The following is a 26,119-nucleotide window of genomic DNA, read 5'->3' as shown; positions in this document are numbered from 1 at the left end:
GCCGGGCGTCCCTGGAGGCTTGCATGCTGTCCGTGCACCAACGCTGCGTTTTCGCCGGAGCCGCAACCGCGACCCTGGCCCTGCTGGCGGTGGAGCTGCCGTCCGCGGCGGGCGCCGCCGACGGCCCCGACCTGACGCGGTTCTACGACCAGAAGATCAAGTGGTCCGCCTGCCAGGACGAGGAGGCACCCGAGGACCTGCAGTGCGGGAAGGTGACCGTCCCCCTCGACTACGCGCGTCCCGGCGCGGGCACGCTGGACCTGGCGCTGGCCCGCTATCGCGCGACCGGCCCGAAACGGGGCTCGGTCCTCCTGAACTTCGGCGGTCCCGGCGGCTCGGGCGTCAGCGAACTGGCGTCCGGCGGCAAGGACTTCATGGGTCTCACGAACGGCTACGACGTGGTGACCTTCGACCCCCGCGGCGTCGGCCGGTCCTCCCCTGTCAGCTGCGGCGAGGGCGCCGCCGAGGCGGAGCCCGAGAGCTCCGAAGACAGCGATCCGCTCAAGACCCTGGAGGATTTGCGGAAGATGGCGGACGAGTGCGCGAAGCACTCGGGCCCCGTCCTGCCGCACATAGGCACCGTCAACGCCTCGCGCGACCTGGACGTGATGCGGGACGCCCTGGGCGACAAGAAGCTCAACTACCTCGGCTTCTCCTACGGGACGCGCCTGGGCGCGGTGTACTCGGCGCAGTTCCCGAAGAAGGTCGGCCGGATGGTGCTGGACGGGGTCGACACGCTCACCGAGCCACTGGCCGAACAGGGCAGGGTGGGCGCCGAGGGGCAGCAGACGGCCCTGGAGGACTTCCTCGGCTGGTGCACCGCGCACATGGCCTGCCCCTTCGGGGAGGACGCGCGGTCGGCCCGCGAGGACGTCGTGGACCTGATCGAGTCGCTGGACCAGGAACCGGTGCCGACGGACTTCGGCCAGGCGTTCTCCGGCCAGGACCTCGTCGGCGCGATCAGCCAGGCGCTGTACAGCCGGCAGCTGTGGCCGACCCTCGAACATGCGTTGTCCGCCCTCGTCCAGGACGGCGACAGCCAGGGGCTCATGCAGTTGTCGGGCGGCGCCGCCCTGCCGGACACGCGCCGCGACGGCCGTGCGGCGGGCCCGCGCCGGGACGGCGACCTCGTCGACGCGATGGAGGTCCCCTTCGACAACCTCCCGGCCGCGCTCATCGCGATCAACTGCGCGGACGACCCCGACCGGCCGACCGCCGAGCAGGTCACCAAGGACATCGGCAGGCTGCGCGCCGAGTACGAGGAGGCGTCACCGGTGTTCGGCCGCTACCGGCTCACCCAGGTGCTGATGTGCTACGGCCGTCCGCCCGGCACCGACTTCATCCGCGACGAGGTCCGGGACGTCGGCACCTCGAAGATGCTGCTCGTCGGCACCCGCGGCGACCCGGCCACCCCGTACCGCTGGACGCAGGAGACCGCCGACCGGCTCGGCTCCTCGGCCGTCGTGCTCGACAACAAGGGCGACGGGCACACGGGCTACGCGTCCTCCAAGTGCGTGCACCAGAAGGTCGACGACTTCCTGCTGTACGGCTCGCTGCCGAACGACGGCAGCTCCTGCACGTCCGACACCCGCGACTGAACACGGGCCCCGCACAGGCCGACCGGGCCGCCGCCGGGGACGCCGGGACGCCGTGCCGGCCGAACGTGCGGCGCCCCGCCCGGTCGCGGCCGTCACTCGGCGCTGGAAAACCGCACCTGCCCGGTCGTCTCCGGTGCTCCGCCGCGCACCGACTCCGCCACCGACGTGACCTGCGCGCGGCTTCACGAGCGGCCGGCGCCCGGCATCCCGGCCCGCGACCGCTGGTCTCCCAGCCGCGGACCGGACGGTGGGCCACCGCGACTCGTCGGGCCCTGACGCGGAACCCGACGGCCACGTACCGAATGCCCACGGGATGAATCGGTCCTAAGGTGCAGTTATGGAGCATGCTCTCAGTCCCGCGACCCTCGCCGAGCTGCGCCGGCCGCGGCCCTATCCGGCCGTGTCGGTGCTGACGCCGACCCATCGCCGCCAACCCGACAACGCCCAGGACGCCGTACGGCTGCGCAATGTGGTGGCCGAGGCGAAGAAGCGGCTGGAGGCCGACCCCGCCGTCAGCCGCGAACGCCGCCTCGACGTCGTCGAGCACCTCGACCGGGCACTGGCCGAGGTCGACCTGACGCACGCGGAGGACGGACTCGCGATCTTCGCGGCGCCGGGCGAGCACCAGGTGTGGACGCTGGCCCGCGGCGTCCCGGAGCGAGTGGTGCTCTCGGACACCTTCCTGACCCGCAACCTCGTGGCCGCCCACGCCTCGCAGCGACCGTTCTGGGTGCTGTCCCTGTCCGCGGACCAGGTGACGCTGTGGAACGGGGGCGCGGACCGGGTCACGCAGCACCACGGCGACGGCTTCCCGATGATCCGCGACCGCGTGAACTTCGACGCCGAGCGCCAGGAGCGGACCGGCGACACGCCGAGCACCTTCCGCGACGAGGACACCCGGCACTTCCTGCGCCAGGCCGACACCGCCGTCGGCGCCGTCCTGCGCGAGCGCCCGCGCACGCTGTACGTCACCGGGGAGACCGCCGCCCTCTCGCTCGTCGACGAGATCGGCACCGTCACCAAGGACGCCGAGCACCTCGCCCACGGCGGCCTCGCCCGCGCGACGCCCGACGCCGTGTGGCAGGCGATCCGCCCTCTCGTCGCCGCCCACGACCGCAAGGTCGCCGACGGGGTGGCGGACGAACTGGAGAGCGCGCGGGGGCGCAAGGAGTTCGCCGCCGGGCTGGACGAGCTGTGGCGCAGCGCGACCGAGGGCCGGGTCCGACTGCTCGCCGTCGAGGAGAACTACCGCGCGACGGTACGCGACGACGGGGACCACCTCGTGCCCGCCGAGGACGGTGATCTGGACGCCCGCGAGGACATCGTGGACGAGATCGTCGAGCAGTGCCTGGAGACCGGTGCCGAGGTCCGCTTCCTCGCCGACGGCGTCCTCGCGGACTCCGACCGCATCGCGGGGGTGCTGCGCTACTGACGCACGGCCGACAATCAGACCGGAAGGTCGACTGTCGGCACGAGAGGTGCGGAGCGCGTGAGCGAACTACTGGGTGTGGCGGTTCTGGGTGCGGGCCACATGGGTGCGGACCACATACGGCGCCTGGACCGGACGGTGAGCGGTGCCCGGGTCGCCGCGGTGGCGGACCCGGACACCGGCCGGGCCAAGGAGGCGGTGGCGGGGATCGACGGTGTGTCGGTGCACGCGGACGCCGCCGCCGCGCTGGACGCGCCGGGTGTCGGGGCGGTGCTGATCGCCTCCCCGGGTCCCGCCCACGAGGAGGCCGTGCTCGCCGCGCTCGGACGCGGGCTGCCGGTGCTGTGCGAGAAGCCGCTGACGCCGGAGTCGGCGGGAGCGCTGCGGGTGGTGGAGGCGGAGGCGCGGCTCGGGCGGCGGCTGACGCAGGTCGGCTTCATGCGGCGCTACGACGCCGAGTACCTGCGTCTGAAGTCCCTGCTGGACAGCGGCCGTCTCGGCCGGCCCCTGATGCTGCACTGCACGCACCGCAACGTGGCGTCGCCGCCCGGTTTCACGACCGCGATGCTGATCGACAGCTCCGTGTCGCACGAGATCGACGCGGCGCGCTGGCTGCTGGGGCAGGAGCTGACGGCCGTGACGGTGCTGAGGCCGCGGCCCTCGTCGGGGGCGCCCGAGGGGCTCGGCGATCCGCAACTGGTGCTGTTCGAGACCTCGGAGGGCGCCCTGGTGGACGTGGAGATCTTCGTGAACTGCGGATTCGGCTACCAGGTGCGCTGCGAGGCGGTCTGCGAGGCCGGGAGCGCGCGGATCGGCGACGAGCACACGATGGTCGTGACCGCTGCCGGCGGGGCGCGGGAGGACGTGGCGCAGGACTACCTCGTGCGGTTCGCGGACGCCTACGACCGCGAGGTCCAGGCATGGGTGGACGCGACCCGGGAGGGCCGGGTGGCGGGCCCGAGCGCCTGGGACGGCTACGCGGCGGCCGTCGTCGCCGAGGCCGGTGTCCGCGCGCAGGAGAGCGGCACCCGGACGGCCGTCGAACCGGTCCCGCGCCCGGCGCTGTACGCCTGAGCCGAGGGACGCTCGCGAGGTCTTCGGGCGGGCCACCTCCCGGGCGGCCGGGAGGGTGCGGAACCCGCCCGAGGGCAGTCGTACGGGCAGTCGTACAGATGACCCTCGAACTGGAGATTGAACGGGGTCCAATGTCTCCCGACGGAGCGTCAAGTCGCGTACTCTGTCTACGACTTGACCAGGTCCGAGCGTACTGGATCCGGTTGAGCCGCGTCGGCCGGGAGGACGGCGGCATATGCCAGATGCACGACCGCGTCGTGTGTCGCCAAATCCCTTACAGGGCGTCGTGCGCTGTGCCACAGTCGTGATGGTCCTTCCGACTTCCCGGGTCGCACCGTCCCCGCATCGGAGTACGTCATGTCCCCCCATCTCTCTGCGGACAGCCCCGCCGCCCAGCCGCCGCCGAGCGGCACGGTCGACGCGCTCATCTCGCAGACGCGCCGGCTGCGCGGAGAGATGGACGCCGTACGACGTGACGCCCCCGCCGACGGCAGCGATCCGCAGGGCCGCTGGCAGCGCGCCCTCTGCGACCTCGCGATGCATCAACTCAACGATCTGGACGCGCACTTGGCGCAGCTGCGCGAGGGGCCGCCTCCCGTGCCCGCGCCCCCGGCCGCCCGGCCCGAGCCCGACGCACCCCGGCGCGGCTCGCTCCTCAGCCGGGTGGGCAGCGCCGAATGGAACCTGCTGACGGACGAGGCCAGCTGGTCCGGGGAGCTCTACCAGATCCTCGGCCGCGACCCCGCCGCTCCCCCGCTCACCCTCGACGAACTCCCGGCCCTCGTGCACGACGACGACCGGTCGATGCTGACGGCGATGGTCACCGACTGCCTCATCGACGCCAAACCCATCGACGGCGAGTTCCGCATCCGGCGTCCCGACGGCGGGGTGCGGACCGTGCACATGATGGGCGAGCCCGTACTGCACACCGACGGCAGCACCGCCTCGATGTGGGCCGTCCTGCGCGACGTCAGCGAACTGCGCCGCAGCCAGCGCACCGTGAGCGAGACCCGTGACTCACTGCAGCGGCAGCGGCACTTCGCGCAGACCGAACGCCGGCTCGCGGCCGAGCTGCAGGAGTCCGTGCTGCCCGCCCTGCGGGGCTCCCCGCGCCCGCTGCACGAGCGGCCCGGGGCGCTCGACCTCGCGGCCCGCCACCTGCCGTCCGCCACGGGGACCCTGACCGGCGGCGACTGGTACGACGCGATGGAGCTGCCCGGGGACGAGACGCTGCTCAGCGTCGGCGACCTCACCGGCCACGGGGTCGCCGCCGCCTCCGGCATGGCCACACTGCTGGGCGCCCTGCGCGGCATGGCCATGGCGGGCACCCGGCCCGGCCAACTCCTCTCCTGGCTCAACCAGTTGGTGGACGCCACCGGCCAGCCCGCGCTGGGCAGCACCGTCTGCTGCCGCTACCGCCCCGGAACCCGCACCCTGGCCTGGGCGCAGGCGGGACATCCCGCCCCGCTGCTGTTCCGCGGCGGGACGGGACGCGCTCTGGCGGCGCCCGACGGCGTGCTGCTCGGAGCGACCCCGGGCGCCGCGTACGGGCAGGCCCAGGAGACCCTCGAAGAGGGCGACGTGCTGCTCCTGCACACCGAGGGACTGGTCCCGCGACGCCCCGGGACGGCCGCCGTGCGGCACCTGCTCGGCCTGGCCCCCCGCCTGTGCGCGGCACGCACGGCCCAGGACTGCGTACGGGCCGTCGTCGAGGAGTGCGGCGGGACCGAGCGTGAGGACGACGCCTGCGTGCTCGTCGCCAGAGTGGTGTCCTGACCCCGCCCGTCACGCCCGGGAGCTGCTGCCTCCCCTGGGCTTCAACGCGCCCTTGGGCAGCGACAGTTTGATCTCCTCGCGCAGGTCCTGGATCTTCGGGTAACTGGCGTACTGCCCGGTGAGCCGGTACATCTCGCGCAGCCGGTCCCACGTGCGCTGGGAGGAGTTGGCCCCCATCGACGTCAGCGCCAGTCGCGCGTAGCGGTCGGCCTGTTCCGGGTCGTCGGCGATGAAGCAGGCGGACGCCAGGGAGATGTGGTCGAAGATCTTGGAGCGCTCACGGCCGGACCCGCGCAGTTCGAGTGCCTCCTTCGCATGACGCTGCGCGGTGGCGGCGGCCGACGGCTCGTGCTCGGCGAGGGTGCGGTAGGCGAGGGCCTGCATCCCGTGCATGTCGGCCTCGTCGAACATCTGCATCCAGCTCGGCGGCGGCACGTCCCCGCGGTCGGAGACGAACAGGTCCTCCGCCTCGCCCAGGGTGCGCCGCATGGCCTGGCCCTTGCCCAGCGACGCCTGTGCCCAGGCCTCGATGGTGTAGAGCATGGCCCTCGTCCGGGGCAGCATCTCGTCGCCCGAACCGGACTTGGCGAGCTTCATGAGGTCGAGTGCGTCGTCGGGCCGGCCCAGGTGCACCATCTGGCGGGCCGCCCGGGAGAGCGCCTCGCCGGCACGGGGCCGGTCGCCGCCCTCGCGGGCCGCGTGGGTGGCGATGATGAAGTACTTCTGCGCCGTGGGCTCCAGGCCGACGTCGTGCGACATCCAGCCCGCGAGGACGGCGAGGTTGGCGGCGACGCCCCACAGGCGCCGCTGCAGATGGTCGGGGTGCCGGTAGGAGAGCATGCCCCCCACTTCGTTGAGCTGGCCCACCACAGCCTTGCGCTGGAGCCCGCCGCCGCGGGCCGCGTCCCAGGCCCGGAACACCTCGACCGAACGCTCCAGTTCCTCGATCTCCTGCGACCCGATGGGGGCGGCCTCGTAGCGGTCGAACCCAGCGGGGTCGGCGTGCAGGGGGTTGTCGATTTCCGGTGCGTCGGCGGTCAGGGCCGGATCGGTGTGCAGCCAGTCATGCATGGCACTGCTGAGTGCTGATCCCGCGGCGAGCGCGGCACCCGCGCCCACCAAGCCGCGTCGGTTGAGCATGAGGTCCATTCCCGTGAATTCGGTGAGGACCGCAGCCGTACGGTCGGGCGCCCACGGCACTCCGTCGGGATGTTCCACTTTCCCGTCGCCTTGCCGTTTCCCCACGCGCCCGTGCCGGACCAGGCCGAGGTCCTCAATGGTCACGACACGGCCGAGTCGCTCGGTGAACAGCGCCGCCAGCACCCGCGGCACCGGATCGCGCGGGATCTCTCCCATGTCGATCCAACGCCGCACCCGTGAGGTGTCGGTCGCCAGCTGGGGGTGGCCCATGGCCGCCGCCTGCCGGTTGACCATCCTCGCGAGTTCGCCCTTGGACCAGCCGGCCAGGCCGAACAGGTCCGACAGGCGGGTGTTGGGTTGTCCGTTCACGTCAAGCCCCCAGGTTCTCGGCTGAAATCGACAGTAACCGCCTGTCAGTTGCTGAGCGACTATTCGCCAGGGTTCGCCAGGGTGCGCCAGATGGTGTGCCAGTGACCCACGGGTGTCAGGTAGGAACGCGCCACCCCGACCCGGTTGCCGCTGGGGCACTCCCCAGGGTGCACCAGGGCGACCGGGCGGGTTGACGCCGCAATTCGCAGGCACACGAAGGGATCTGTATCGCCCATGTACACAGCATCGTCCTCCGTGTCCGCTCCGCCCCGGTCGCTCCACTCCCGCCCGGCGGGCAGCGGCCCCTACCTCGACCCCGCGCGCCAGGCGGCGGCCCCCGTGCTCGGCGCCGGCAGGACGCGGCGTGTTCCGGGGCTCGGTGCCCAACCGCTCAGCGGGAGACTCGACTTGTCCGGCCCCCAGGGCGCGCAGCTGCGCACGGCGATCGCGTCGGTGCACCGGATCTGCCCGGAGTTCGCTCCGGTGCAGGTACTGCGCCGCAGCGGACGCTCCGTGCTCCTGGTCGGCACCACCGGCCGCAGCACCGCCGTCGCCAAGTGTTTACTGGACCACTCCCCCATCTGGGCGGAGCGGATCCGGCACGAAATAGCTGCCTACCGCTCGTTCGTCCGGCACCGGCCGCCGGTCCGGGTGCCCCGGCTGATCGCGGCGGACCCGGACAACTGCACCCTGGTCATCGAGCGGATGCCGGGACGGGTCGCCGCGCTCCAGCGGCACCCGGTCGAGACGCCGCCGCGCGCGGACATCCGGGCGGCCCTCAGCGCGATCTGCCGGCTGAACGCGTGGCGGCCGCCGGCGGGGACCTTCCATGCCCCGCTGGACTACGCGGAGCGGATCTCCCGCTTCCACGAGCTGGGTATGCTCACGGACCGGGACATGGGTGACCTGCAGAAGCTCGTGCACGGCATCGCGCATTCCACGGGCCGTCAGGGCATGGGCCAGTTCTGCCACGGCGACGCCCTCCTGTCGAACATCCTGCTCTCACCGGCCGGTCCGGTTCTGGTGGACTGGGAGCACGCGGGCTGGTACCTGCCGGGCTACGACCTGGCGACGCTGTGGGCGGTCCTCGGCGACGCTCCCATGGCGCGGCGCCAGATCAGCCAGCTCGCCCAGGCCGCGGGACCGGCGGCGCGCGACGCCTTCCTGGTCAACCTGATGCTGGTTCTGACCCGCGAGATCCGTACCTACGAGACGGCCGTGCAGCGTTCGATGCACGACACGGCCCCGGCGGCACCGGGACCGGCCCAACCGGGTGCCGCGCCGTCCGGCGAGGAACAGCGGCTGCTGCTGAGGCGGCTGCACGACGACTGCCAGATGGCCCGCAAGGCCGTCCGAGCGGCGGTCGGCACTCGCTGACGGGGGACGGCGGTCCGCGGTGCGCCCAGGACAGAGGCGTACCGCGGACCTTCGTCATGTCCGCGCGCGACCGGGTCCAATGGTCCACGCCACTGACGCCCCGCAGGCCGCCACGCCGCCGCCACGAAACTCCCTTCGACCGCCTCTGACATGGGAAAGAGGCCACTCCTGGGCATGATTGACGGATCGTCGGAGAGCGGGTACCACTGACCCACGTCGGGCCCGCCCCACCCACCGCGCTCGACCGTCCCAGGAGGCCGCATTGCGAGAATCCGCCACCTACCCCAGCGCCCCCGGCCCGTCCGGACGCGTACGCAGGACGGCGGTCGCGGTCGCCTCGGCGGCGCTGCTGCTGCCCCTGCTCGGCGCCGCCCCCTCCGGCACCTCCCCGTCCGGCACCGCGGCGCGGGAGCCCTCCGGGAGCCTGCGGGGCGCCTTCGCCGCCGCGTCGGCCGAGTACCGGGTGCCGCAGAGCGTGCTGCTGGGCGTCTCCTATCTCCAGTCCCGCTGGGACACGCACGGCGGAGCGCCGAGCGTCTCGGGCGGCTACGGGCCGATGCACCTCACCGACGCCCGCACCGCGCTCGCCGAGAGCGGGGCACGCCACCACTCCGAGGGCACGGAGGACGCCCGCGGCGACAGCTCCCGCGCTCCCCTGCTGCCCGAGGCGCGGGTGCCGCGGAACGCGGAACTGCCCGCGCGGCTGACGACGTTGCGGAAGGCGTCCGAGCTGACCGGCCTTGCGCCCGAGCGGCTGCGCACGGACGCCGCCGCCAACGTGGCGGGCGGCGCCGCGCTGCTCGCCGCCGCCCAGCGGCAGCTGGGTGAACCGCTGAGCGGCGACCCCGCCGACTGGTACGGGGCGGTGGCCCGCTTCTCGGCCGCGGACGACAGCGCCACCGCGGCGACGTACGCCGACGACGTGTACGACGTCATCCGCCGGGGCGAGCGGCGCACCACCGACACGGGAGAGCGGGTGGCGCTCGCCGCGCGGCCCGCGCTGCGGCCGGACACCGCGCAGCTGCGCGGCGCCGGTCTGCGCGAGGTCTCCGCCGAGGGCACCGAATGCCCGGCGAACGTGTCCTGCGAGTGGATCCCGGCGCCCTACGAGGAGTTCGGCGACGGCGACTACGGCAACCACGACCTGGGCGACCGGCCCGCGGCACAGCGCATCGAGTACATCGTCGTCCACGACACCGAAGGCGCCTGGGAGGGTGTCCTGAACATGGTCCAGGACCCGACCTACGTGTCCTGGAACTACACGCTGCGCTCGACCGACGGCCACATCGCGCAGCACGTGAAGGCCAAGGACGTCGCCTGGCACGCGGGCAACTGGTACGTGAACGCCAAGTCGGTCGGACTGGAGCACGAGGGCTTCCTCGCCTCCCCCGACGCCTGGTACACGGAGGCGATGTACCGCTCGTCGGCGCGGCTGGTGACCTACCTGGCCAAGAAGTACGACATCCCGCTGGACCGCCAGCACATCCTCGGGCACGACAACGTGCCGGGCCCGACCGCGTCGACCGTCCCCGGCATGCACACGGACCCGGGTCCCTACTGGGACTGGCAGCACTACTTCGCGCTGATGGGCCGTCCCTTCCACCGCACGGCCAAGGCCGGCGGCGGGCTGGTGACGGTACTGCCGAAGTACGCCGAGAACCAGCCGGTCTACACGGGCTGTGTCACCAAGGGCGAGCCCTGCGCGGCCCACGGTTCCAGCGAGGTGCGCCTGTACAGCCTGCCCGACGAGAGCTCGCCACTGATCAAGGACATCGGGCTGCGGCCCTCCGGGGGCGACTCGACGACCGACGTGAACGACATCGGCTCACGCGTCTCCACCGGCCAGCGGTACGCGGTGGCGGAGCGTGACGGCGACTGGACGGCGATCTGGTACCTGGGCCAGAAGGCCTGGTTCAGGAACCCGGTGAAGCAGCCCACGGCGGTGGACGCCTCGGGGCAGGTGGCGACTCCGAAGGCGGGCCTCACCGAGGTCCCGGTGTACGGACGCGCGTACCCCGAGAAGGAGGCGTATCCGGCGGGTGTGCCGGTGCAGGCCGTCTCCCCGCTGCCGTACAAGCTCCTGGCGGGCCAGCGCTACGCGGTCGGCGCCTCGGTGGCCGGCGAGTACTTCTACGCGCCGACCTTCGACACGGCCCCGCACAAGGTCGTGATCGGCAAGGACCGGTACTACGAGATCCAGTTCGGCCACCGGGTGGCCTTCGTCCGGGCCGCCGACGTGGAGCTCGTCGGCTCCGCCTCGTAGCGCGGTCACGCACGGAGAAGGGCCGGGTCCGCGTCGCCGCGGGCCCGGCCCTGTCATGTCCGGGGGTGCCTGCGCCCGGGCGCCGGGAGTCCCGGCCCGGGGGGTCAGCCCTGCTGGAACAGCTCCGCCGGCAGCGGCTTCAGCAGCGCGTACAGGTCGTCGGTGATGGGGCGGTCCCAGGCGGCGATGGTCACCAGGACGTTGTCACTGCGGTCGAACTGGACGCACGAGATCCGGCTCTCGGAGAGCTTCAGGCGGCGCACGATCAGCAGGTTGTCGCCCTGCATCACCGGCATGTCCTCGGCTCCGACGACCGTGACCTCCTCGTCGTTCTCCAGCGCGAGGAGGAGCTGCGCCACCTCGAAGGGAACCTCGTCCTCGCCGATGTCACGGGCCGGGGAGCCCTCCGGCAGATTGCCGATGATCATCGCGGGGCCGCGTCCGCCGAACAGGTCGTAGCGCAGGAAGACGCCCTGGCAGCTGCCGTCGGGGGCGGGAAGCAGGCCGGCGCCGAGATTGCCCGGCCAGTCGCCCGGGTCCATGGCCAGCACGTCGAAGTCGGGGCCGGCGGGTGTGGCGCTGCGGCGGCGGAGGAAGGACATGCCGCCATGGTACGTGCCCGGGCGGGTGCGGGGCCCTGGGGGCGCCGGGGCGGGCGGCCGGGAACACGGCCGGGGCGTCACCCAGGCCCACGGCGCACCACCCGTCACCGCGGTCCAGTCGGCGCGCACCCCCGGCCCCGGGACCCCTCGGCGTACGCGCCCCGGTCGCTCGCCGGCGGGCAGGACGGCAGCGGCGGGCGCCGCCCACCGCGGTCGGCGGCGGTGGCGCCGGGCAGGCGGGCGTACGCGGGGCCGCCGACCCCCTCCCCGCGGTGGGAAGGGGTGGCGGCGCCGGGCTCTCGGACATGAGGTCCGGGCTGGCGGGCGTGCGGTCCGGGCGGTCAGGTGAGGTCGAACTCGCCTTCGCGTGCCCCCGACACGAACGCGCCCCACTCCGCGGGCGTGAAGATCAGCGAAGGGCCCTGCGGGCGGCCGCTGTTGCGCATGGCGATGAAGCCCTCGACAAAGGCGATCTGGACGTCTCCCCGTCCTCGGCTGCTGGACTGCCACTCGGCGTTGCTGAGATCCAGCTCCGGCTTGTCCCAGCCCGCGAGCGGGTGCTGCTCGATGGTGCTTTCGGCCACGTCCGTGCTCCTCCCGGTTCGTCGTCCGCCGCCAGCCTAGCGATCGGTGCGGGTGGCGGACAGGCCACGTGAGGGGGACGGGTTCAGGAGGGCGGCGGCGCGGCGCCGACCAGCCACATGGAGAAGAACTGGGATCCGCCGCCGTAGGCGTGCCCCAGCACCCGGCGGGCCCCGTCCACCTGGTGCTCTCCCGCCTGTCCGCGCACCTGGAGCGCGGCCTCCGCGAAGCGGATCATGCCGGAGGCCCCGATCGGATTGGTGGAGAGGACCCCGCCCGACATGTTGACGGGCAGGTCGCCGTCCAGCTCCGTCACGCCGGACTCGGTGAGCTTCCAGCCCTCGCCCTCGGCGGCGAAGCCGAGGTTCTCCAGCCACATCGGCTCGTACCAGGAGAAGGGGACGTACATCTCGACGGCGTCGATCTCCCGGCGCGGGTCCGCGATGCCCGCCTGCCGGTAGACGTCGGCGGCGCAGTCCTTGCCGGCCTGCGGCGACACGAAGTCCTTGCCGGCGAAGAGCGTCGGCTCGCTGCGCATCGCCCCGCCGTGCAGCCAGGCCGGCGGCCTCGGTGAACGGGCCGCGCCCGCACGGTCGGTGAGGACCATCGCGCACGCCCCGTCCGAGGACGGGCAGGTCTCCGAGTAGCGGACCGGGTCCCACAGCATGGGCGAGGCCTGCACCTTCTCCAGTGTGATGTCGTGCTCGTGGAGGTGCGCGTACGGGTTCTTGAGCGCGTTGCGGCGGTCCTTGTACGCGACCAGCGAGCCGACGGTGTCGGGGGCGCCGGTCCGCCGCATGTAGGCACGTATGTGCGGGGCGAAGAAGCCGCCCGCGCCGGCCAGCAGGGGCTGCTGGAAGGGGACCGGCAGGGACAGGCCCCACATGGCGTTCGACTCCGACTGCTTCTCGAAGGCCAGGGTCAGGACCGTGCCGTGGACCCGGCCGGCGATCAGGTTGGAGGCGACGAGCGCGGTCGAGCCGCCGACGGAACCGGCCGTGTGGACGCGGAGCATCGGCTTGCCGACCGCGCCGAGGGCGTCGGCGAGATACAGCTCGGGCATCATGACGCCCTCGAAGAAGTCGGGCGCCTTGCCGATCACGACGGCGTCGACGTCGGCCCACGTCAGCTCGGCGTCGTCGAGGGCCCGCCGGGCGGCCTCGCGGACCAGGCCCGCGACGGAGACGTCGTGCCGGGCGGCCACGTGCTTGGTCTGGCCGATGCCTACGACGGCCACGGGCTCCTTGCTCATCGGGGGTCCCCTTCGAGTACGGCGACCAGGTTCTGCTGGAGGCAGGGCCCGGACGTGGCGTGGGCGAGCGCGCGGTCCGACTCCCCGCGGTGGACGCGGGCGGCGGCCTCACCGATGCGGATGAGCCCCGCGGCCATGACGGGGTGGGCGGCGAGCGGGCCCCCGGACGGGTTGACCCGGACGTCCGCGCCGAGCCGCAGCGCCTTGCGCAGGACCACCTCCTGCGAGGTGAACGGGGCGTGCAACTCCGCTGTGTCGACGGGCCGTTCGAAGGCGCCGGCCTTCTCGGCGGCGAGCCGCGCGGAGGGCGAGTCCGTCAGGTCGCGCACTCCGAGGGAGTGCGCCTCGATGCGGTGGTCGATGCCCCGGATCCAGGCGGGCCGTGCGCACAGCTCGCGGGCGCGGTCGCCGGCCGCGAGGACGACCGCCGCGGCCCCGTCCCCGACGGGCGGGCAGTCGCCGGTCCGCAGCGGGCGTACGGCGTAGTCGCCCTGCGGCACCGAACTTCGCAGCTGGGCATGAGGGTTGCCGGCCGCCGCGGCGCGGCAGCGGGACGCGACGGCGGCGAGCGCGCCCTCGTCGGTCTCACCGGCGTCGATGAGCGCCTGCGCCTGGAGGGCGGCGAGCGCGACCGAGTCCGGCCACAGCGGCGCCACGTAGTACGGGTCGAGCTGGCGGGTCAGGACGTCCCGTACGGAGCCGGGTGACGACTTGCCGTAGCCGTACACGAGGGCGGTGTCGGCGTCGCCGGTCAGCAGCTTGGTCCACGCCTCGTACAGCGCCCACGCGCCGTCCATCTCGACGTGGGACTCGGAGATCGGCGGCCAGGCGCCCACCCCGTCGAGCGCCATGGTGAAGGAGAAGGCGCGGCCCGCGAGGTAGTCCGAGGAACCGGAGCACGTGAAGTCGATGCCGCTGGTCCTCAGGCCGGTGCGGTCGAGGACCTCGTGCAGCACCGGGAGGAGCATCTCCACCTCGGAGAGCTCGTCGCTGGTGCGCCGGTGGTCGGTCTGCCCGAAGGCGACGACGGCGATCTCCCGCATCACAGCAGCTCCTTGTACGCCTCGTAGTCCGCGTCGGGTTCACCGGTGGGCCGGTAGTGGTCGGGGTACCGGCCCCCTTCCGTCCATACCGGTTCGACCCGCAGCCCCATGCGCACCTGGTCGTAGGGGATGCCCGCGATGCGGCCGTGCAGGGCGAGGTCGGCGCCGTCGAGGGCGATGTGCCCGTAGACGTAGGGCACGTCGATGTCGAGGTTCCGGGCCTTGATGTTGACGACGCAGTAGGTGGTGAGCGTGCCGCGCGGGCCGACCTCGACCTGCTCCGAGGTGGCGACCCCGCAGGTCGGGCACGCTCCCCGGGGCGGGACGTACACCTTGCGGCAGGACGGGCAGCGTTCACCGACCGTCCGCCGGCCGGCGAGGGCGTTGATGTAGGCGGTCTGGGCGCGGCCGGGCGAGTACACGTAGTCGAGGCGGGCGGGGGCGACGATGCCGGTCACCATGTCGTCGAACCGGCCGTCGTGGGCGGCCGGCCGGGCCGCGTCGGCCCGCCCGGACGTCCGGGTGCCGGTGCCGGGCCGCTCGTCGTGCGGTTGGAAGCAGGCGATGTCGGTGATGGCGCCGGAGCGTTCCGCCGCCCAGCGGACACGGACGCGCATGCCGGTGCGGACGGCCTCCGGTCCGGGGGCGTCGAGGGCGTGCAGCAGAGCGGTGTCGGCTCCGTCGAGCCGGACGAGCACCCAGGCGAAGGGAGTACTGAGGGGCTGGCCGCGCCGTGGCGCGTGGTTCCAGGCCCAGGTGGTGACGGTGCCGGTGGGGGCGACCTCGACGAGGTCGCGTATCTCCTCGGCGGTCACGGGGTCGTACTCGACGGGCGGGACGAGCGTCCTGCCGTCGGTGGTCCGCACCCCGAGCACGACCCGCTCGCGCAGGCCGGTGAGGAAGGCGCTCTGGACGGGTCCGAGCGAGCGGGTGAAGGGGAATTCGAGGACCAGGGGGGCTTTGAGGACTTCGGTCATCCCGGGTGGCTCCTTCGGGGGTCGAGCGCCGCGTCTCCTGCCGGAGGTCAGGCGCGCCGGAAGACGGGCGGGCGCTTCTCGGCGAAGGCCCGGGAGCCCTCCTTGGCGTCCGCGGTGCCGAAGACCGGCCAGCCGCGCTCCAGTTCGGCGGCCAGGGCGTCGGTCTCGCTCAGGCCGGCGCTCGCGTACACGGACGCCTTCACGGCCTCGACGGCCAGCGGGCCGCAGGCATTGACGCGTTCGGCGATCTCCAGTGCCTCGGTGAGCGCGGTGCCGTCGGGGACGACCCGGCCGATCAGCCCGACGGCGGCGGCCTCGGCGGCGGTGTACGGGCGTCCGGTGAGCAGCATCTCCAGGGCGTGGGTGTGCGGGATCTGCCGCGGGAGGCGGACCGTGGACCCGCCGATGGGGAACAGGCCGCGCCTGACCTCGAAGAGCCCGAAGGTCGCCGACTCCCCGGCCACGCGGATGTCGGTGCCCTGGAGGATCTCCGTGCCGCCCGCGACGCAGTGGCCCTCGACGGCGGCGATCACCGGCTTGCGGGGCCGGTGGTGGCGCAGCATGGCTTTCCAGTGCAGGTCCGGGTCCTTCTCCAGCCGGTCCCGGTACTGGTCCCCGTCCATCCCGCCGCCCGCCAGCGCCTTGAGGTCCATCCCGGCGCAGAACGTGCCGGCCGCCCCGGTGAGGACGACCGAGCGGACGGTGTCGTCCTCGTCGGCCTCGGTCCAGCCGTCGTACAGGCCGACCAGCATCGGCAGCGAGAGCGCGTTCTTGGCCTCGGGCCTGTTGAGCGTGAGCACCAGTGTGGCGCCTTCGCGCTGCACGGTGAGGTGTTCCGTCCCACCCATTGCCGTCCTCCCGTCTCAGGAACGAGAACAGGTTGCAGGAGGCGCCGGGCCAGTACAAGGGTTTCCTGACAGACAGTCAGATTTCTTCGGCCGGGGCCCTTCCCTGTTGGGTCCCGCTTTGCTCTGATGACCGACGAGCCGAGGGATACCGGGCACGCCCGGGGTCAGGAGGAGCGGTGGAGTACAACCTTGCCGACCTGTTCGAGTCGGTCGTCGACGTGGTCCCCGACCGCGAGGCACTCGTGTACATCGACCACCCCGGCACCGGCGCCGAACGCCGCCTGACCTACGCCGAGCTCGACGCGGCGGCGAACCGCGTCGCCCACCACCTGACGGACGCCGGCGTCCGTCCCGGCGAGCACCTCGGACTCCACCTCTACAACGGGGTCGAGTACGTGCAGACCGTGCTGGCCTGCCTGAAGGCGCGGATCGTGCCGGTCAACGTCAACTACCGCTATGTCGAGGACGAGTTGGTCCACCTCTACCGGGACGCGGACCTGGTGGGCCTGGTCTACGACGCCGAGTTCGCCGACCGTGTGGCGGCGGTGCTGCCGCGGACTCCCGCACTGCGGCACCTCGTCCGCGTCGGGACCCCCGCACCCGGCGCCGTCGCTCCTCCGGGGGTGGACTACACGGACGCCGAGGCGGCGGGCTCTCCCGCACGGGGGTTCCCGCCGCGGTCGGCGGACGACCAGTTCATCATCTACACGGGCGGCACGACCGGGATGCCCAAGGGCGTGATGTGGCGCCAGGAGGACCTGTTCTTCTCCGGACTGGGCGGCGGCGCGCCGACCGGGGAGCCGGTCCGCCGCCCGGAGGAGCTCGCCGAGCGCGTCACGGCGGGCGGCGACGGCATCACCTTCTTCCCCACTCCCCCGCTGATGCACGGCACCTCCACGCTCACCGCGTTCATCGGGTTCAACTTCGGCCAACGCGTCGTGATCCACCGCAAGTTCGTGCCCGAGGAGGTGCTGCGCACCATCGAGCGGGAGCGGGTCACCAGCGTGTCCCTGGTCGGCGACGCGATGCTGCGGCCCCTGATCGACGCGCTCGGCGGACCCCTCAAGGGCACCGACTGCTCCTCGCTGTTCAGCGTGTCCTCGTCCGGGGCGATCATGTCGGAGACGGTCCGCGAGCAGTTCCAGGCGCTCGTCCCGAACGTCATGCTGCTGAACAACTTCGGCTCCTCGGAGTCCGGCTTCAACGGCACGGCGACACCGGACTCGGGGCCGGACAGAGGCTTCCGGGTGCGCGTCAACGCCCGTACCCAGGTGGTCGATCCGGCCACCCACGAACCGGTCGCGATCGGCGAGCCCGGGCGCATCGCGCAGCGCGGTCACGTCCCCCTCGGCTACTACAACGACCCGGCGAAGACGGCCGAGACCTTCTTCCACAAGGGCGGTGAGCGGTGGGTGCTCCTCGGTGACATGGCGACGGTCGACGAGGAGGGCGTCGTCACCGTCCTCGGCCGGGGCTCCCAGTGCATCAACACCGGGGGAGAGAAGGTGTATCCGGAGGAGGTCGAGCAGGCGCTCAAGGCCCACCCGGACGTCTACGACGCGCTGGTCGCCGGGGTGCCGGACGCGACGTGGGGCAATCACGTGGCGGCCGTGGTCCAGTTGCGCCGGGGAGCGGCCGAACCGTCCCTGGAGGACATCCAGACGCACTGCCGCTCCCGCCTCGCGGGATACAAGGTGCCGCGCCAGCTCGTGATCACGGACAGCATCCGGCGGTCGCCGAGCGGGAAGGCCGACTACCGGTGGGCGCGCGGCGTAGCGGTGCGGGCGGACATCTAGGCCCGTGCGTACGGAGGGCGGCCGCCGGGACCCGGCGTAGTCTTTGCGCGCGGTTGACCGTGCGGATTGAACTGCGGGTGAAGGCGGGCCGTACGGAGGGTGGCGGTCCCGGCCTCGGGGCGGTTCCGCCGCGTCAGCACGGGCTTCGTACGGAAGGACCTTCGCGTGTCGCACATCACGCGCTCGCCGCAGCAGCCGGACACCGGTGGGGAGGCCGCCGACGCCGGCCCCGGCACGACGGCGGACGCCGCCCCCGGACCGGACACCCCGGCGGACGCCGGCGGGGGCGGCTCCCGGCGGTCGGCCGGACGTGACGGCCGGCCCGGCGCACAGGAGCCGGACGGCGGTGCCGGAGACGTCGACTCGGCACCGGAACCGGCCGACGACACGCAGGCGCCCGGCCCCGACGAGCCCGCCGGAGGCGGCGCGACCGACGGCGCCGTCTCGCCCGGAGAACCGCAGGCCGCACCGGACTCCGACGGCCACGGCCCCGCCGGCCCCCCGGACACCGGGACGGGCGACGACACCCCGGACGCCCGTGAACCCGCCGAGGGCGACGCGCCCGTGGAGTCCGCCGATGCCGGGGAGGGGGACGGCGCTCCCGTCCGGGCCGGCTGGTGGGGCTGGCGGCGCAGGTACCCGCGGGCGGCCCGGACCGTGACCGTCGGCACCACCGTCCTCGCCGGCGCCCTGGTGCTGTTCGCCCTCCTCGTGCCGAACCACCTCGACCGCCTCACGTTCGGCGCCTTCCTCCGCATCCCGGCCGAGGGCGTGCTCCTCGCCGGGCTGCTGCTCGTGCTGCCGCCGCGGGCGAGGCGGATCACCGCGTGGTGCGCGGGGACCGGCCTCGGTCTGCTGACCGTCCTGAAGTTCATCGACATGGGCTTCTACTCGGTGCTCGACCGGCCCTTCGACCTGGTCCTGGACTGGATCCTGTTCGACGACGCCGCGGAGTTCCTCAAGGAGTCCGTCGGCCGGACCGGCGCGCTGCTCGCCGTGGTCGCGGTCGTCGCCCTCGTCGTGGCCCTGCTCGTCCTGGTGGCCCTCGCCGTCGTCCGGATGAGCACCCTGATGGCCGGGCACCGCACGGTCGCCGCCCGGACCACCCTCGTCCTCGGCACCGCGTGGATCACCTGCGTGACGCTCGGCGTGCAGTTCACCGACGTCCCGGTGGCCGCCAAGCTCAACGCCAACCTGCTGGAGAACCGGGCGCACCAGGTCCGGGCCGGGATCCGTGACGGCCGGGTGTTCGCCGAGCAGGCCCGCGTCGACGCCTTCGCCGACACCCCGCCCGACCAGCTGCTGACCGGACTGCGCGGCAAGGACGTCCTGTTCACGTTCATCGAGAGCTACGGACGTTCCGCGATCGAGGACCCGGCGATGGCCGACCAGGTCGACGCCGTGCTGAAGGACGGCACCGCGTCGCTGGAGGCCGCCGGGTTCTCCTCGCGCAGCGGCTGGCTGAAGTCGCCGATCGCCGGTGCGGGCAGCTGGCTGGCCCACTCCACCTTCCTGTCCGGCCTCTGGATCAAGAACCAGCAGCGCTACCGGAATCTCACCTCCAGCGACCGCGCGACACTGACCGGCTACTTCCAGAAGACCGGCGCCTGGCGCACGGTCGGCATCGTGCCCGGGGTGCGCCGCGCCTGGCCCGAGGGCAAGTTCTTCGGCCTCGACCACATCTACGACTCCGAGCACCTCGGCTACGAGGGCCCGTACTTCAGCTGGACCCCGGTACCCGACCAGTTCAGCCTGGAGGCCTTCGAGCGGCTGGAGCACGGCAAGAAGGACCGGAAACCGATGATGGCGGAGATCATCCTGGCCTCCAGCCACAACCCGTGGGCGCCGATCGCCCGCATGGTGGACTGGGACGACCTCGGCGACGGATCGGTCTTCGAGCAGATCGAGAAGGAGGGCAAGGACCCCAAGGAGGTCTGGAAGAACCCGGAGGACGTGCGCACCGAGTACCGGCGGGCCATCGAGTACTCGCTGCACAGCCTGATCGAGTACATGGAGCGCTACGGCGACGAGAACACCGTGCTCGTCTTCCTCGGCGACCACCAGCCGAACCCGACGGTCACCGGCAGCGGCGCGAGCAAGGACGTGCCCGTCACGGTCGTCGCGCACGACCCGAAGGTGCTGGAGAAGATCTCCGGGTGGAACTGGACGGAGGGCCTCAAGCCCGCCGAGGACGCGCCGAGGTGGGGCATGGACAAGTTCCGCGACCGGTTCATGACGGCGTACGGCCCCCATCCCGGCTCCGCCGCCCCGGCCCCGACGCCCTGACCGGCGCACGCGTGCCGGGGCCGGCCCCGCACACCCCTTGACGATCCGCCCGGGCCCCTGAATTACTGATCCCGAACAGCACGACCGAATGATCGGTCGCCCGTAATGACGCGGTTGTCGAGGGAGATGTCCCATGGCGGATTCCACGGACTCCAGGCTCGCGGCGGACCCCGGGGGCCCGCTGGACGAGGCCGAGCGGCTCGACCTCCCGGCACTCCGGGCCCTGCAACTGGAGCGTCTGCGGGCGTCGCTGCGGCACGCGTACGAGAACGTGCCCTTCTACCGTGAGTCCTTCGACAAGGCGGGCCTGCACCCCGAGGACTGCCGCTCCCTCGCCGATCTGGCCCGTTTCCCGTTCACCACGAAGGCGGACCTGCGTGAGCACTACCCGTACGGCATGTTCGCCGTGCCGCGGGAGCGGGTCCGCCGGCTCCACGCGTCGAGCGGCACGACCGGGCGCCCCACGGTCGTGGGCTACACGGAGAACGACCTGTCCATGTGGGCCGACATGGTGGCCCGTTCACTGCGGGCCGCGGGCGCCCGTCCCGGGGACGTCGTGCATGTGGCGTACGGCTACGGCCTGTTCACCGGCGGACTCGGCGCGCACTACGGCGCCGAGCGGCTCGGCTGCACGGTGATCCCCGCGTCCGGTGGCATGACGGCACGTCAGGTCCAGCTGATCCAGGACCTGGAGCCGCGGATCATCATGGTGACCCCCTCGTACATGCTGACCCTGCTCGACGAGTTCGAGCGCCAGGGCGTCGATCCGCGCGGCACCTCGCTCCGGGTGGGCGTGTTCGGCGCCGAGCCGTGGACCGAGGAGATGCGGCGCGAGATCGAGGAGCGGTTCGCCATCGACGCGGTCGACATCTACGGCCTGTCGGAGGTGATCGGCCCGGGGGTCGCCCAGGAGTGCGTGGAGACCAAGGACGGCCTGCACGTGTGGGAGGACCACTTCTATCCCGAGGTCGTCGATCCGCTGACGGGCGAGGTGCTGCCGGACGGCGAGGAGGGCGAGCTGGTGTTCACCTCGCTCACCAAGGAGGCCATGCCCGTGATCCGTTACCGGACGCGGGACCTGACCCGGCTGCTGCCCGGCACCGCGCGGGTCTTCCGCCGCATGGAGAAGATCACGGGGCGCAGCGACGACATGGTGATCCTGCGCGGGGTCAACCTCTTCCCCACGCAGATCGAGGAGATCGTGCTGCGGACGCCGGGCGTCGCACCGCACTTCCAGCTGCGCCTCACCCGCGAGGGCCGCCTCGACGCGCTGACGGTGCGCGCCGAGGCCCGGTCCGGCGCCTCAACCGAGGCACGCGAGGACGCGGCCCGGGCCATCACGAGGGCGGTGAAGGACGGCATCGGGGTCTCGGTGACGGTGGAGATCGTCGAACCGGAGTCCCTGGAGCGGTCGGTGGGGAAGATCAGGCGGATCGTCGATCTGCGTCCCCGCTGACCGCGGTCACGATCCGGCAACGCCCCTCTCGCGAGGACGACGGAGGCGAACGTCCGGCGCGCCCGGCACGTCGAAGTGGTGTTCCGGGGGTTCCTGCGCGCAGGCCCCGCCCGTCCCGTCGCCCCTGGGGGGATCCATGCCTGCGTACACCCGGCGCACCGTCGACCTGTTCCTCTTGCTGGCCCTGAGCGCCGGCACGGCCGGTGTCCTGGCCGGCTGCGGCGACGAACGGCAGGCCGGCTCCCACCGGGCGCGGGCGTCGCAGGACCGCGCCCGTGAGGTCGCCGAGGCGTGGGACGGGTCGGAGGAGGCGCGGGCGTGGCGGACGGGGTACCACCCGGTCGGAGACCTCGTCCGACTGCCCGACCACGCCTTCCGCAGCGACGCCGACAAGCGCGCGTACGTCGCCGGAGTCTTCGTGCTGGCGGGCGAACTGCCGCCCGCGCCGCGCAGGCCGGGGCAGGTGCGGTGGCGGAACGGCGACTCGCTCACGCTGCCGCTCCTCGACGCGCGCGAGACCTACGGGCAGGTGGCACGCGGCGGCGACCAGGGGCCGCACCTCACGGTGACCGGGGCGGAGCTGGGCGAGATGACGGTGGACACCAGCCGGGGCCCGGCCACCGTCCCGGCCTGGCTGTTCACCCTGAAGGGGTACGACACCCCGCTCGGGCGGGTGGCCCTGGACTCCTCGAAGACGCCCCGTCCCCCGATCGGCCCGGCCGGCGGGACCCCGACCGACGACCTGGCTCCGCTCCTCGGCCTGGCCGGTACGGCCGGGGACGGGCGGTCCGTCACCGTGATGGCCGGCCACGGCTCCTGCGACGACGGCCCCGCCGTGGACGTCCTGGAGACGAAGGGCAGCGTGGTGCTGTCCGCGTACGTCGTCGGGGCGGACGACGGCCCCTGCACGTCGGACCTGCGGTCCAAGGAGGTGACGGTGAAGCTGGACCGGCCGCTGGGCGACCGGCTGCTGCTCGACGCGTTCACGGGCCGCCCGGTGCCCCGCGAAGAACGCAAGGGGACCGCGGCGAGCGGGAGTTGAGCGTCAGGATTCGCCGAACCGGTCGCGCAGCTCCCGCTTGAGGATCTTGCCGCTGGCGTTGCGCGGCAGCCCGTCCACGAACAGCACGCGCTTGGGCGCCTTGAAGTGGGCGAGCTTCTCCCGCGCGTGGGCGAGGAGTTCGCCCTCGGTGACCTCGCCGCGCGGGACGACGACCGCGGTGACGGCCTCGATCCAGCGCTCGTCGGGCAGGCCGATCACCGCGACCTCGGCGACCCCCTCGTGCGTGTAGAGCGCGTCCTCCACCTGGCGCGAGGCGACCAGCACGCCCCCGGAGTTGATGACGTCCTTCACGCGGTCGACCACCGTGAAGTACCCGTGGGCGTCCCGCACGGCCAGGTCCCCGGAGTGGAACCAGCCGTCCCGGAAGGCGTCCGCCGTCTCCTCCGGCTTGTCCCAGTACCCCTCGCACAACTGGGGTGAGCGGTACACCACTTCGCCCGCCTCGCCGTCGGGGGCGTCCTTGCCGGACTCGTCCACGACGCGCGCCTCGACGAAGAGGACCGGCCGGCCGCAGGAGTCCATCCGCCCCTTGTGCTCGTCGGGCCCGAGGACCATGGCGAGCGGGCCGATCTCGCTCTGCCCGAAGCAGTTGTAGAAGGCCAGCCCCGGCAGCCGCTCCCGCAGCCGCTCCAGCACGGGCACCGGCATGATCGACGCCCCGTAGTAGGCCTTGCGCAGGCCGCTGAGGTCGCGGGTGGCGAAGTCGGGGCGGTTGGACAGGCCGATCCACACCGTGGGCGGCGCGAACAGGCTGTCCGCCCTGCCCTGTTCGACGAGGTCGAGGATCCGCTCGGCGTCGGGCGCGTCGAGGATGACGTTCTGCGCGCCCACCGCGAGGTACGGCAGCAGGAACACGTGCATCTGGGCCGAGTGGTAGAGCGGCAGGGAGTGCACGGGCCGGTCCCCGGCCTGGAGGTCCAGGGCGGTGATGGCGCTCAGGTACTCGTGCACCAGGGCGCGGTGGGTCATCATCGCGCCCTTGGGGAGCGCGGTGGTGCCCGAGGTGTAGAGGAGCTGCGTCAGGTCCTCGCCGCGGGGCTCGGGACCGTCGTACGGGTGGGCCGCCGGGAGCCGGGCGAGCAGCGAGTCGTCGGTGTCGCGCAGCGGCAGGACGCGGGTGCCGTCGGGCAGGTTCGGGGCGAGGTCCTGGTCGGCGAGCACGAGTCCGCAGCCGGACTGGCCGACGATGTAGGCCAGGTCGTCGCCGGTCAGGTTCTGGTTGACGGGTACGTGCACGAGGCCGGAGCGCGCGCAGGCCAGGAAGCCGATCAGGTAGGCGTCGGAGTTGTGGCCGTAGGCGCCCACCCGGTCGCCGCGCTCCAGGCCGGTGCCGAGCAGGACGCTCGCGGCGCGGGACACCGCCTCGTCGAGTTCGGCGTAGGTCCAGGAGCGGTCGCGGTAGTGGACCGCGACGCGCTCGGGGGTCCGCCGGGCGCTGCGCCGCAGCACCCCGTCGACCGTGACGCTTCGTCCCGCCGTCATGCCCGCTCCTTCGTCCGTCGTGCCCTGGCGTGATCCTCGTCGGGCCGTACGACCGGGGTCAAGCATCCGGCACCGTGGCGGGCACGGCGAGCACCGGCGGGGACGCCCGCGGTCCCGCCCATGACGGCAGGGCGGGAGCGGGACCGGGGCCGCGTCACACCGCCCGGGTGCGTCCCGCCCAGTAGGGGTCGCGCAGGCGCCGCTTGTACAGCTTGCCGTTGGGGTCGCGGGGCATCGCCCCGATGAAGTCGACGCTCTTGGGCCGCTTGTATCCGGCCAGCCGCCGCGCGCAGTGCTCCAGGATGTCGGCGGCGAGTTCCGGGGTGGGCTCGTGGCCGGGGGCGGGCTCGACCACGGCCTTGACCTCCTCGCCCCAGTCGTCGTGCGGGATCCCGAAGGCCGCGGCGTCCGCGACGGCGGGGTGGGCGAGCAGTTCCGACTCGATCTCGGCCGGGTAGATGTTGACCCCGCCCGAGATGATCATGTCGATCTTGCGGTCCCGGAGGAAGAGGTAGCCGTCCTCGTCGAGACATCCCAGGTCGCCCACGGTGAAGAAGTCGCCGATGCGGTTCTTCCGCGTCTTGGTCTCGTCCTTGTGGTACGCGAATCCGCCGGTGCTCATCTTCATGTACACGGTGCCGAGTTCACCGGCGGGCAGCCGCTTGCCGTCGTCGTCGAAGACGGCCAGTTCGCTGATGGGCCACGCCTTGCCGACGGTGCCGGGCTTCTTGAGCCAGTCCTCGGCGGTGGCGAAGGCGCCGCCGCCCTCACTGGCGGCGTAGTACTCCTCCACGCACGCGCCCCACCACTCGATCATGGCCCGTTTCACGTGGTCGGGGCAGGGCGCGGCGCCGTGGATGGCGTGCCGCATCGAGGACACCTCGTAGCGCGCCCGTACGTCCGCGGGCAGGGCCAGCAGCCGGTGGAACTGGGTGGGGACCATGTGGGTGTGCGTGCACCTGTGCGTGTCGATGAGGCGCAGCATCTCCTCCGGCGTCCACTTCTCCATCAGCACCAGGCGGTGGCCGATGTGCAGGGAGGCGCCCGCGAACTGGAGGACGGCCGTGTGGTAGAGCGGCGAGCAGACCAGATGGACGTTGTCGTCGAACGGCTTGATGCCGAAGATGCCGAGGAAGCCGCCGAGGTGAGTCTCCTCGGGCGGCCTGCCCGGCAGCGGTCGGCGGATGCCGCGGGGCCGGCCCGTGGTGCCCGAGGTGTAGTTCATGACCCAGCCGAGGGTGCGGTCGTCCGGCGCCGACCCGCGCCGCCCTTCGAGGAGTTCCGCGTACGGGCGGAAGCCGCGGACGTCGCCGACCGCGTACCGGTGGCCGGCGGGGAGGGCGGCCTCGTCGGCGGCCTGGCGCGCGGCGTCGGCGAACCGTTCGTGGGCGATGAGCACCTTGGCGCCGGAGTCCGAGACGATCCAGGCGATCTCGGGGCCGACGAGGTGGTGGTTGACGGGGACGAGGTAGAAGCCGGCCTGGGAGGCCGCCAGATAGGCGGTGAGGAACTCGACACCGTTGGGCAGGACGACGGCGAAGGCGTCGCCGCGTTCGAGTCCCGCGGCGCGCAGTCCGCGGACCAGCCGGTTGGCGTCGGCGTGCAGGCGTCCCGCGGTCCACTCCTCGCCGTCCGGCGCGACGAGGACGCCGCGCCCGGGGTCCGCGGCGGCCTGGGCCCAGAAGCCGTTGGGGGGCGGGGTCACG

At 72.8% G+C, this 26,119-nt stretch carries 19 protein-coding genes; 10 read left to right on the top strand and 9 right to left on the bottom strand.

From position 1 onward, the window contains the following. The first annotated feature begins 23 nt into the window (after window positions 1–23). The 4 genes from ACWGIS_RS18125 (at window position 24) to ACWGIS_RS18110 (ending at window position 5,877) form a co-directional block, all read left to right on the top strand. Complete coding sequence (locus ACWGIS_RS18125; RefSeq protein WP_453363420.1) at window positions 24–1,598, top strand: alpha/beta hydrolase; 1,575 nt, start codon at window positions 24–26, stop codon at window positions 1,596–1,598. 337 nt (window positions 1,599–1,935) lie between these two features. Further along, on the top strand, window positions 1,936–3,030 hold the full coding sequence (locus ACWGIS_RS18120) for a baeRF3 domain-containing protein (protein ID WP_453363419.1): 1,095 nt from the start codon (window positions 1,936–1,938) through the stop codon (window positions 3,028–3,030). Window positions 3,031–3,087: 57 nt separating this feature from the next. Continuing rightward, entirely contained in the window at window positions 3,088–4,101 is a 1,014-nt protein-coding gene (locus tag ACWGIS_RS18115) for a Gfo/Idh/MocA family protein (RefSeq protein WP_453363418.1), read from the top strand. 357 nt (window positions 4,102–4,458) lie between these two features. Continuing rightward, a complete protein-coding gene (locus ACWGIS_RS18110; RefSeq protein ID WP_453363417.1) occupies window positions 4,459–5,877 on the top strand; it encodes a PP2C family protein-serine/threonine phosphatase in 1,419 nt (472 codons plus the stop codon). 9 nt (window positions 5,878–5,886) lie between these two features. On the opposite strand, the gene ACWGIS_RS18105 is transcribed toward ACWGIS_RS18110, so the two are convergent. Beyond that, the gene (locus ACWGIS_RS18105) at window positions 5,887–7,386 is read right to left on the bottom strand and encodes a DNA-binding protein NsdB (protein ID WP_453363416.1); all 1,500 of its coding nucleotides are present in this window, start codon (window positions 7,384–7,386) and stop codon (window positions 5,887–5,889) included. A gap of 234 nt (window positions 7,387–7,620) precedes the next feature. Here ACWGIS_RS18105 and ACWGIS_RS18100 point away from each other — a divergent pair, with 234 nt between their 5' ends. Both ACWGIS_RS18100 and ACWGIS_RS18095 read left to right on the top strand, forming a co-directional pair. After that, on the top strand, window positions 7,621–8,763 hold the full coding sequence (locus ACWGIS_RS18100; protein WP_453363415.1) for an aminoglycoside phosphotransferase family protein: 1,143 nt from the start codon (window positions 7,621–7,623) through the stop codon (window positions 8,761–8,763). Between the two features lie 262 nt (window positions 8,764–9,025). Further along, entirely contained in the window at window positions 9,026–11,026 is a 2,001-nt protein-coding gene (locus tag ACWGIS_RS18095) for an N-acetylmuramoyl-L-alanine amidase (RefSeq protein ID WP_453363414.1), read from the top strand. A 104-nt stretch (window positions 11,027–11,130) separates the two neighbouring features. On the opposite strand, the gene ACWGIS_RS18090 is transcribed toward ACWGIS_RS18095, so the two are convergent. The 6 genes from ACWGIS_RS18090 to ACWGIS_RS18065 all read right to left on the bottom strand — a co-directional run bounded on the left by ACWGIS_RS18090 (window position 11,131) and on the right by ACWGIS_RS18065 (window position 16,330). Further along, on the bottom strand, window positions 11,131–11,628 hold the full coding sequence (locus ACWGIS_RS18090) for a hypothetical protein (protein WP_453363413.1): 498 nt from the start codon (window positions 11,626–11,628) through the stop codon (window positions 11,131–11,133). Window positions 11,629–11,969: 341 nt separating this feature from the next. Beyond that, window positions 11,970–12,212, bottom strand: coding sequence for a DUF397 domain-containing protein (locus ACWGIS_RS18085; RefSeq protein WP_329297972.1), 243 nt, complete (start codon window positions 12,210–12,212; stop codon window positions 11,970–11,972). Between the two features lie 83 nt (window positions 12,213–12,295). Continuing rightward, a complete protein-coding gene (locus ACWGIS_RS18080) occupies window positions 12,296–13,462 on the bottom strand; it encodes a thiolase domain-containing protein (RefSeq protein ID WP_453363412.1) in 1,167 nt (388 codons plus the stop codon). Then, a complete protein-coding gene (locus ACWGIS_RS18075) occupies window positions 13,459–14,505 on the bottom strand; it encodes a thiolase domain-containing protein (protein ID WP_453363411.1) in 1,047 nt (348 codons plus the stop codon). The genes ACWGIS_RS18080 and ACWGIS_RS18075 overlap by 4 nt, the downstream gene beginning before the upstream one ends. Beyond that, window positions 14,505–15,482, bottom strand: coding sequence for a Zn-ribbon domain-containing OB-fold protein (locus ACWGIS_RS18070; protein WP_453363410.1), 978 nt, complete (start codon window positions 15,480–15,482; stop codon window positions 14,505–14,507). The genes ACWGIS_RS18075 and ACWGIS_RS18070 overlap by 1 nt, the downstream gene beginning before the upstream one ends. 47 nt (window positions 15,483–15,529) lie before the next feature. Continuing rightward, window positions 15,530–16,330: a crotonase/enoyl-CoA hydratase family protein gene (locus ACWGIS_RS18065; RefSeq protein WP_453363409.1), complete on the bottom strand. Its 801-nt coding sequence runs from the start codon at window positions 16,328–16,330 to the stop codon at window positions 15,530–15,532. A gap of 176 nt (window positions 16,331–16,506) precedes the next feature. Between ACWGIS_RS18065 and ACWGIS_RS18060 the strand changes: the two genes are divergently transcribed. The 4 genes from ACWGIS_RS18060 (at window position 16,507) to ACWGIS_RS18045 (ending at window position 22,910) form a co-directional block, all read left to right on the top strand. Continuing rightward, window positions 16,507–18,126 (top strand): acyl-CoA synthetase, encoded by a 1,620-nt coding sequence (locus tag ACWGIS_RS18060; protein ID WP_453363408.1) that lies wholly within the window; start codon window positions 16,507–16,509, stop codon window positions 18,124–18,126. 165 nt (window positions 18,127–18,291) lie between these two features. Continuing rightward, window positions 18,292–20,412, top strand: a complete 2,121-nt coding sequence (locus tag ACWGIS_RS18055) for a sulfatase (RefSeq protein WP_453363407.1) — start codon at window positions 18,292–18,294, stop codon at window positions 20,410–20,412. Window positions 20,413–20,545: 133 nt separating this feature from the next. Beyond that, complete coding sequence (gene paaK, locus ACWGIS_RS18050) at window positions 20,546–21,868, top strand: phenylacetate--CoA ligase PaaK (protein ID WP_453363406.1); 1,323 nt, start codon at window positions 20,546–20,548, stop codon at window positions 21,866–21,868. A gap of 136 nt (window positions 21,869–22,004) precedes the next feature. Further along, complete coding sequence (locus ACWGIS_RS18045; RefSeq protein WP_453363405.1) at window positions 22,005–22,910, top strand: hypothetical protein; 906 nt, start codon at window positions 22,005–22,007, stop codon at window positions 22,908–22,910. Between the two features lie 3 nt (window positions 22,911–22,913). Here ACWGIS_RS18045 and ACWGIS_RS18040 read toward each other — a convergent pair whose 3' ends face one another. Beyond that, window positions 22,914–24,413 (bottom strand): acyl-CoA synthetase, encoded by a 1,500-nt coding sequence (locus ACWGIS_RS18040; RefSeq protein WP_453363404.1) that lies wholly within the window; start codon window positions 24,411–24,413, stop codon window positions 22,914–22,916. Between the two features lie 154 nt (window positions 24,414–24,567). Continuing rightward, window positions 24,568–26,118: an acyl-CoA synthetase gene (locus ACWGIS_RS18035; RefSeq protein WP_453363447.1), complete on the bottom strand. Its 1,551-nt coding sequence runs from the start codon at window positions 26,116–26,118 to the stop codon at window positions 24,568–24,570. Window position 26,119 lies beyond the last annotated feature (1 nt).

The sequence above is a fragment of the Streptomyces sp. NPDC054842 genome, assembly GCF_053611025.1.
Note: the sequence above shows the minus strand (reverse complement) of the source record. Positions and strands in the feature narration are given on the sequence as shown.

Excerpts from the sequence above, each read along its gene's own strand:
- ACWGIS_RS18075 (WP_453363411.1), bottom strand. The coding sequence starts at position 14,505 with ATGCGGGAGATCGCCGTCGTCGCCTTCGGGCAGACCGACCACCGGCGC.
- ACWGIS_RS18040 (WP_453363404.1), bottom strand. The coding sequence starts at position 24,413 with ATGACGGCGGGACGAAGCGTCACGGTCGACGGGGTGCTGCGGCGCAGC.
- ACWGIS_RS18110 (WP_453363417.1), top strand. The coding sequence starts at position 4,459 with ATGTCCCCCCATCTCTCTGCGGACAGCCCCGCCGCCCAGCCGCCGCCG.
- ACWGIS_RS18070 (WP_453363410.1), bottom strand. The coding sequence starts at position 15,482 with ATGACCGAAGTCCTCAAAGCCCCCCTGGTCCTCGAATTCCCCTTCACC.
- paaK (WP_453363406.1), top strand. The coding sequence starts at position 20,546 with ATGGCGGATTCCACGGACTCCAGGCTCGCGGCGGACCCCGGGGGCCCG.
- ACWGIS_RS18065 (WP_453363409.1), bottom strand. The coding sequence starts at position 16,330 with ATGGGTGGGACGGAACACCTCACCGTGCAGCGCGAAGGCGCCACACTG.
- ACWGIS_RS18090 (WP_453363413.1), bottom strand. The coding sequence starts at position 11,628 with ATGTCCTTCCTCCGCCGCCGCAGCGCCACACCCGCCGGCCCCGACTTC.
- ACWGIS_RS18080 (WP_453363412.1), bottom strand. The coding sequence starts at position 13,462 with ATGAGCAAGGAGCCCGTGGCCGTCGTAGGCATCGGCCAGACCAAGCAC.
- ACWGIS_RS18045 (WP_453363405.1), top strand. The coding sequence starts at position 22,005 with ATGCCTGCGTACACCCGGCGCACCGTCGACCTGTTCCTCTTGCTGGCC.
- ACWGIS_RS18125 (WP_453363420.1), top strand. The coding sequence starts at position 24 with ATGCTGTCCGTGCACCAACGCTGCGTTTTCGCCGGAGCCGCAACCGCG.
- ACWGIS_RS18100 (WP_453363415.1), top strand. The coding sequence starts at position 7,621 with ATGTACACAGCATCGTCCTCCGTGTCCGCTCCGCCCCGGTCGCTCCAC.
- ACWGIS_RS18120 (WP_453363419.1), top strand. The coding sequence starts at position 1,936 with ATGGAGCATGCTCTCAGTCCCGCGACCCTCGCCGAGCTGCGCCGGCCG.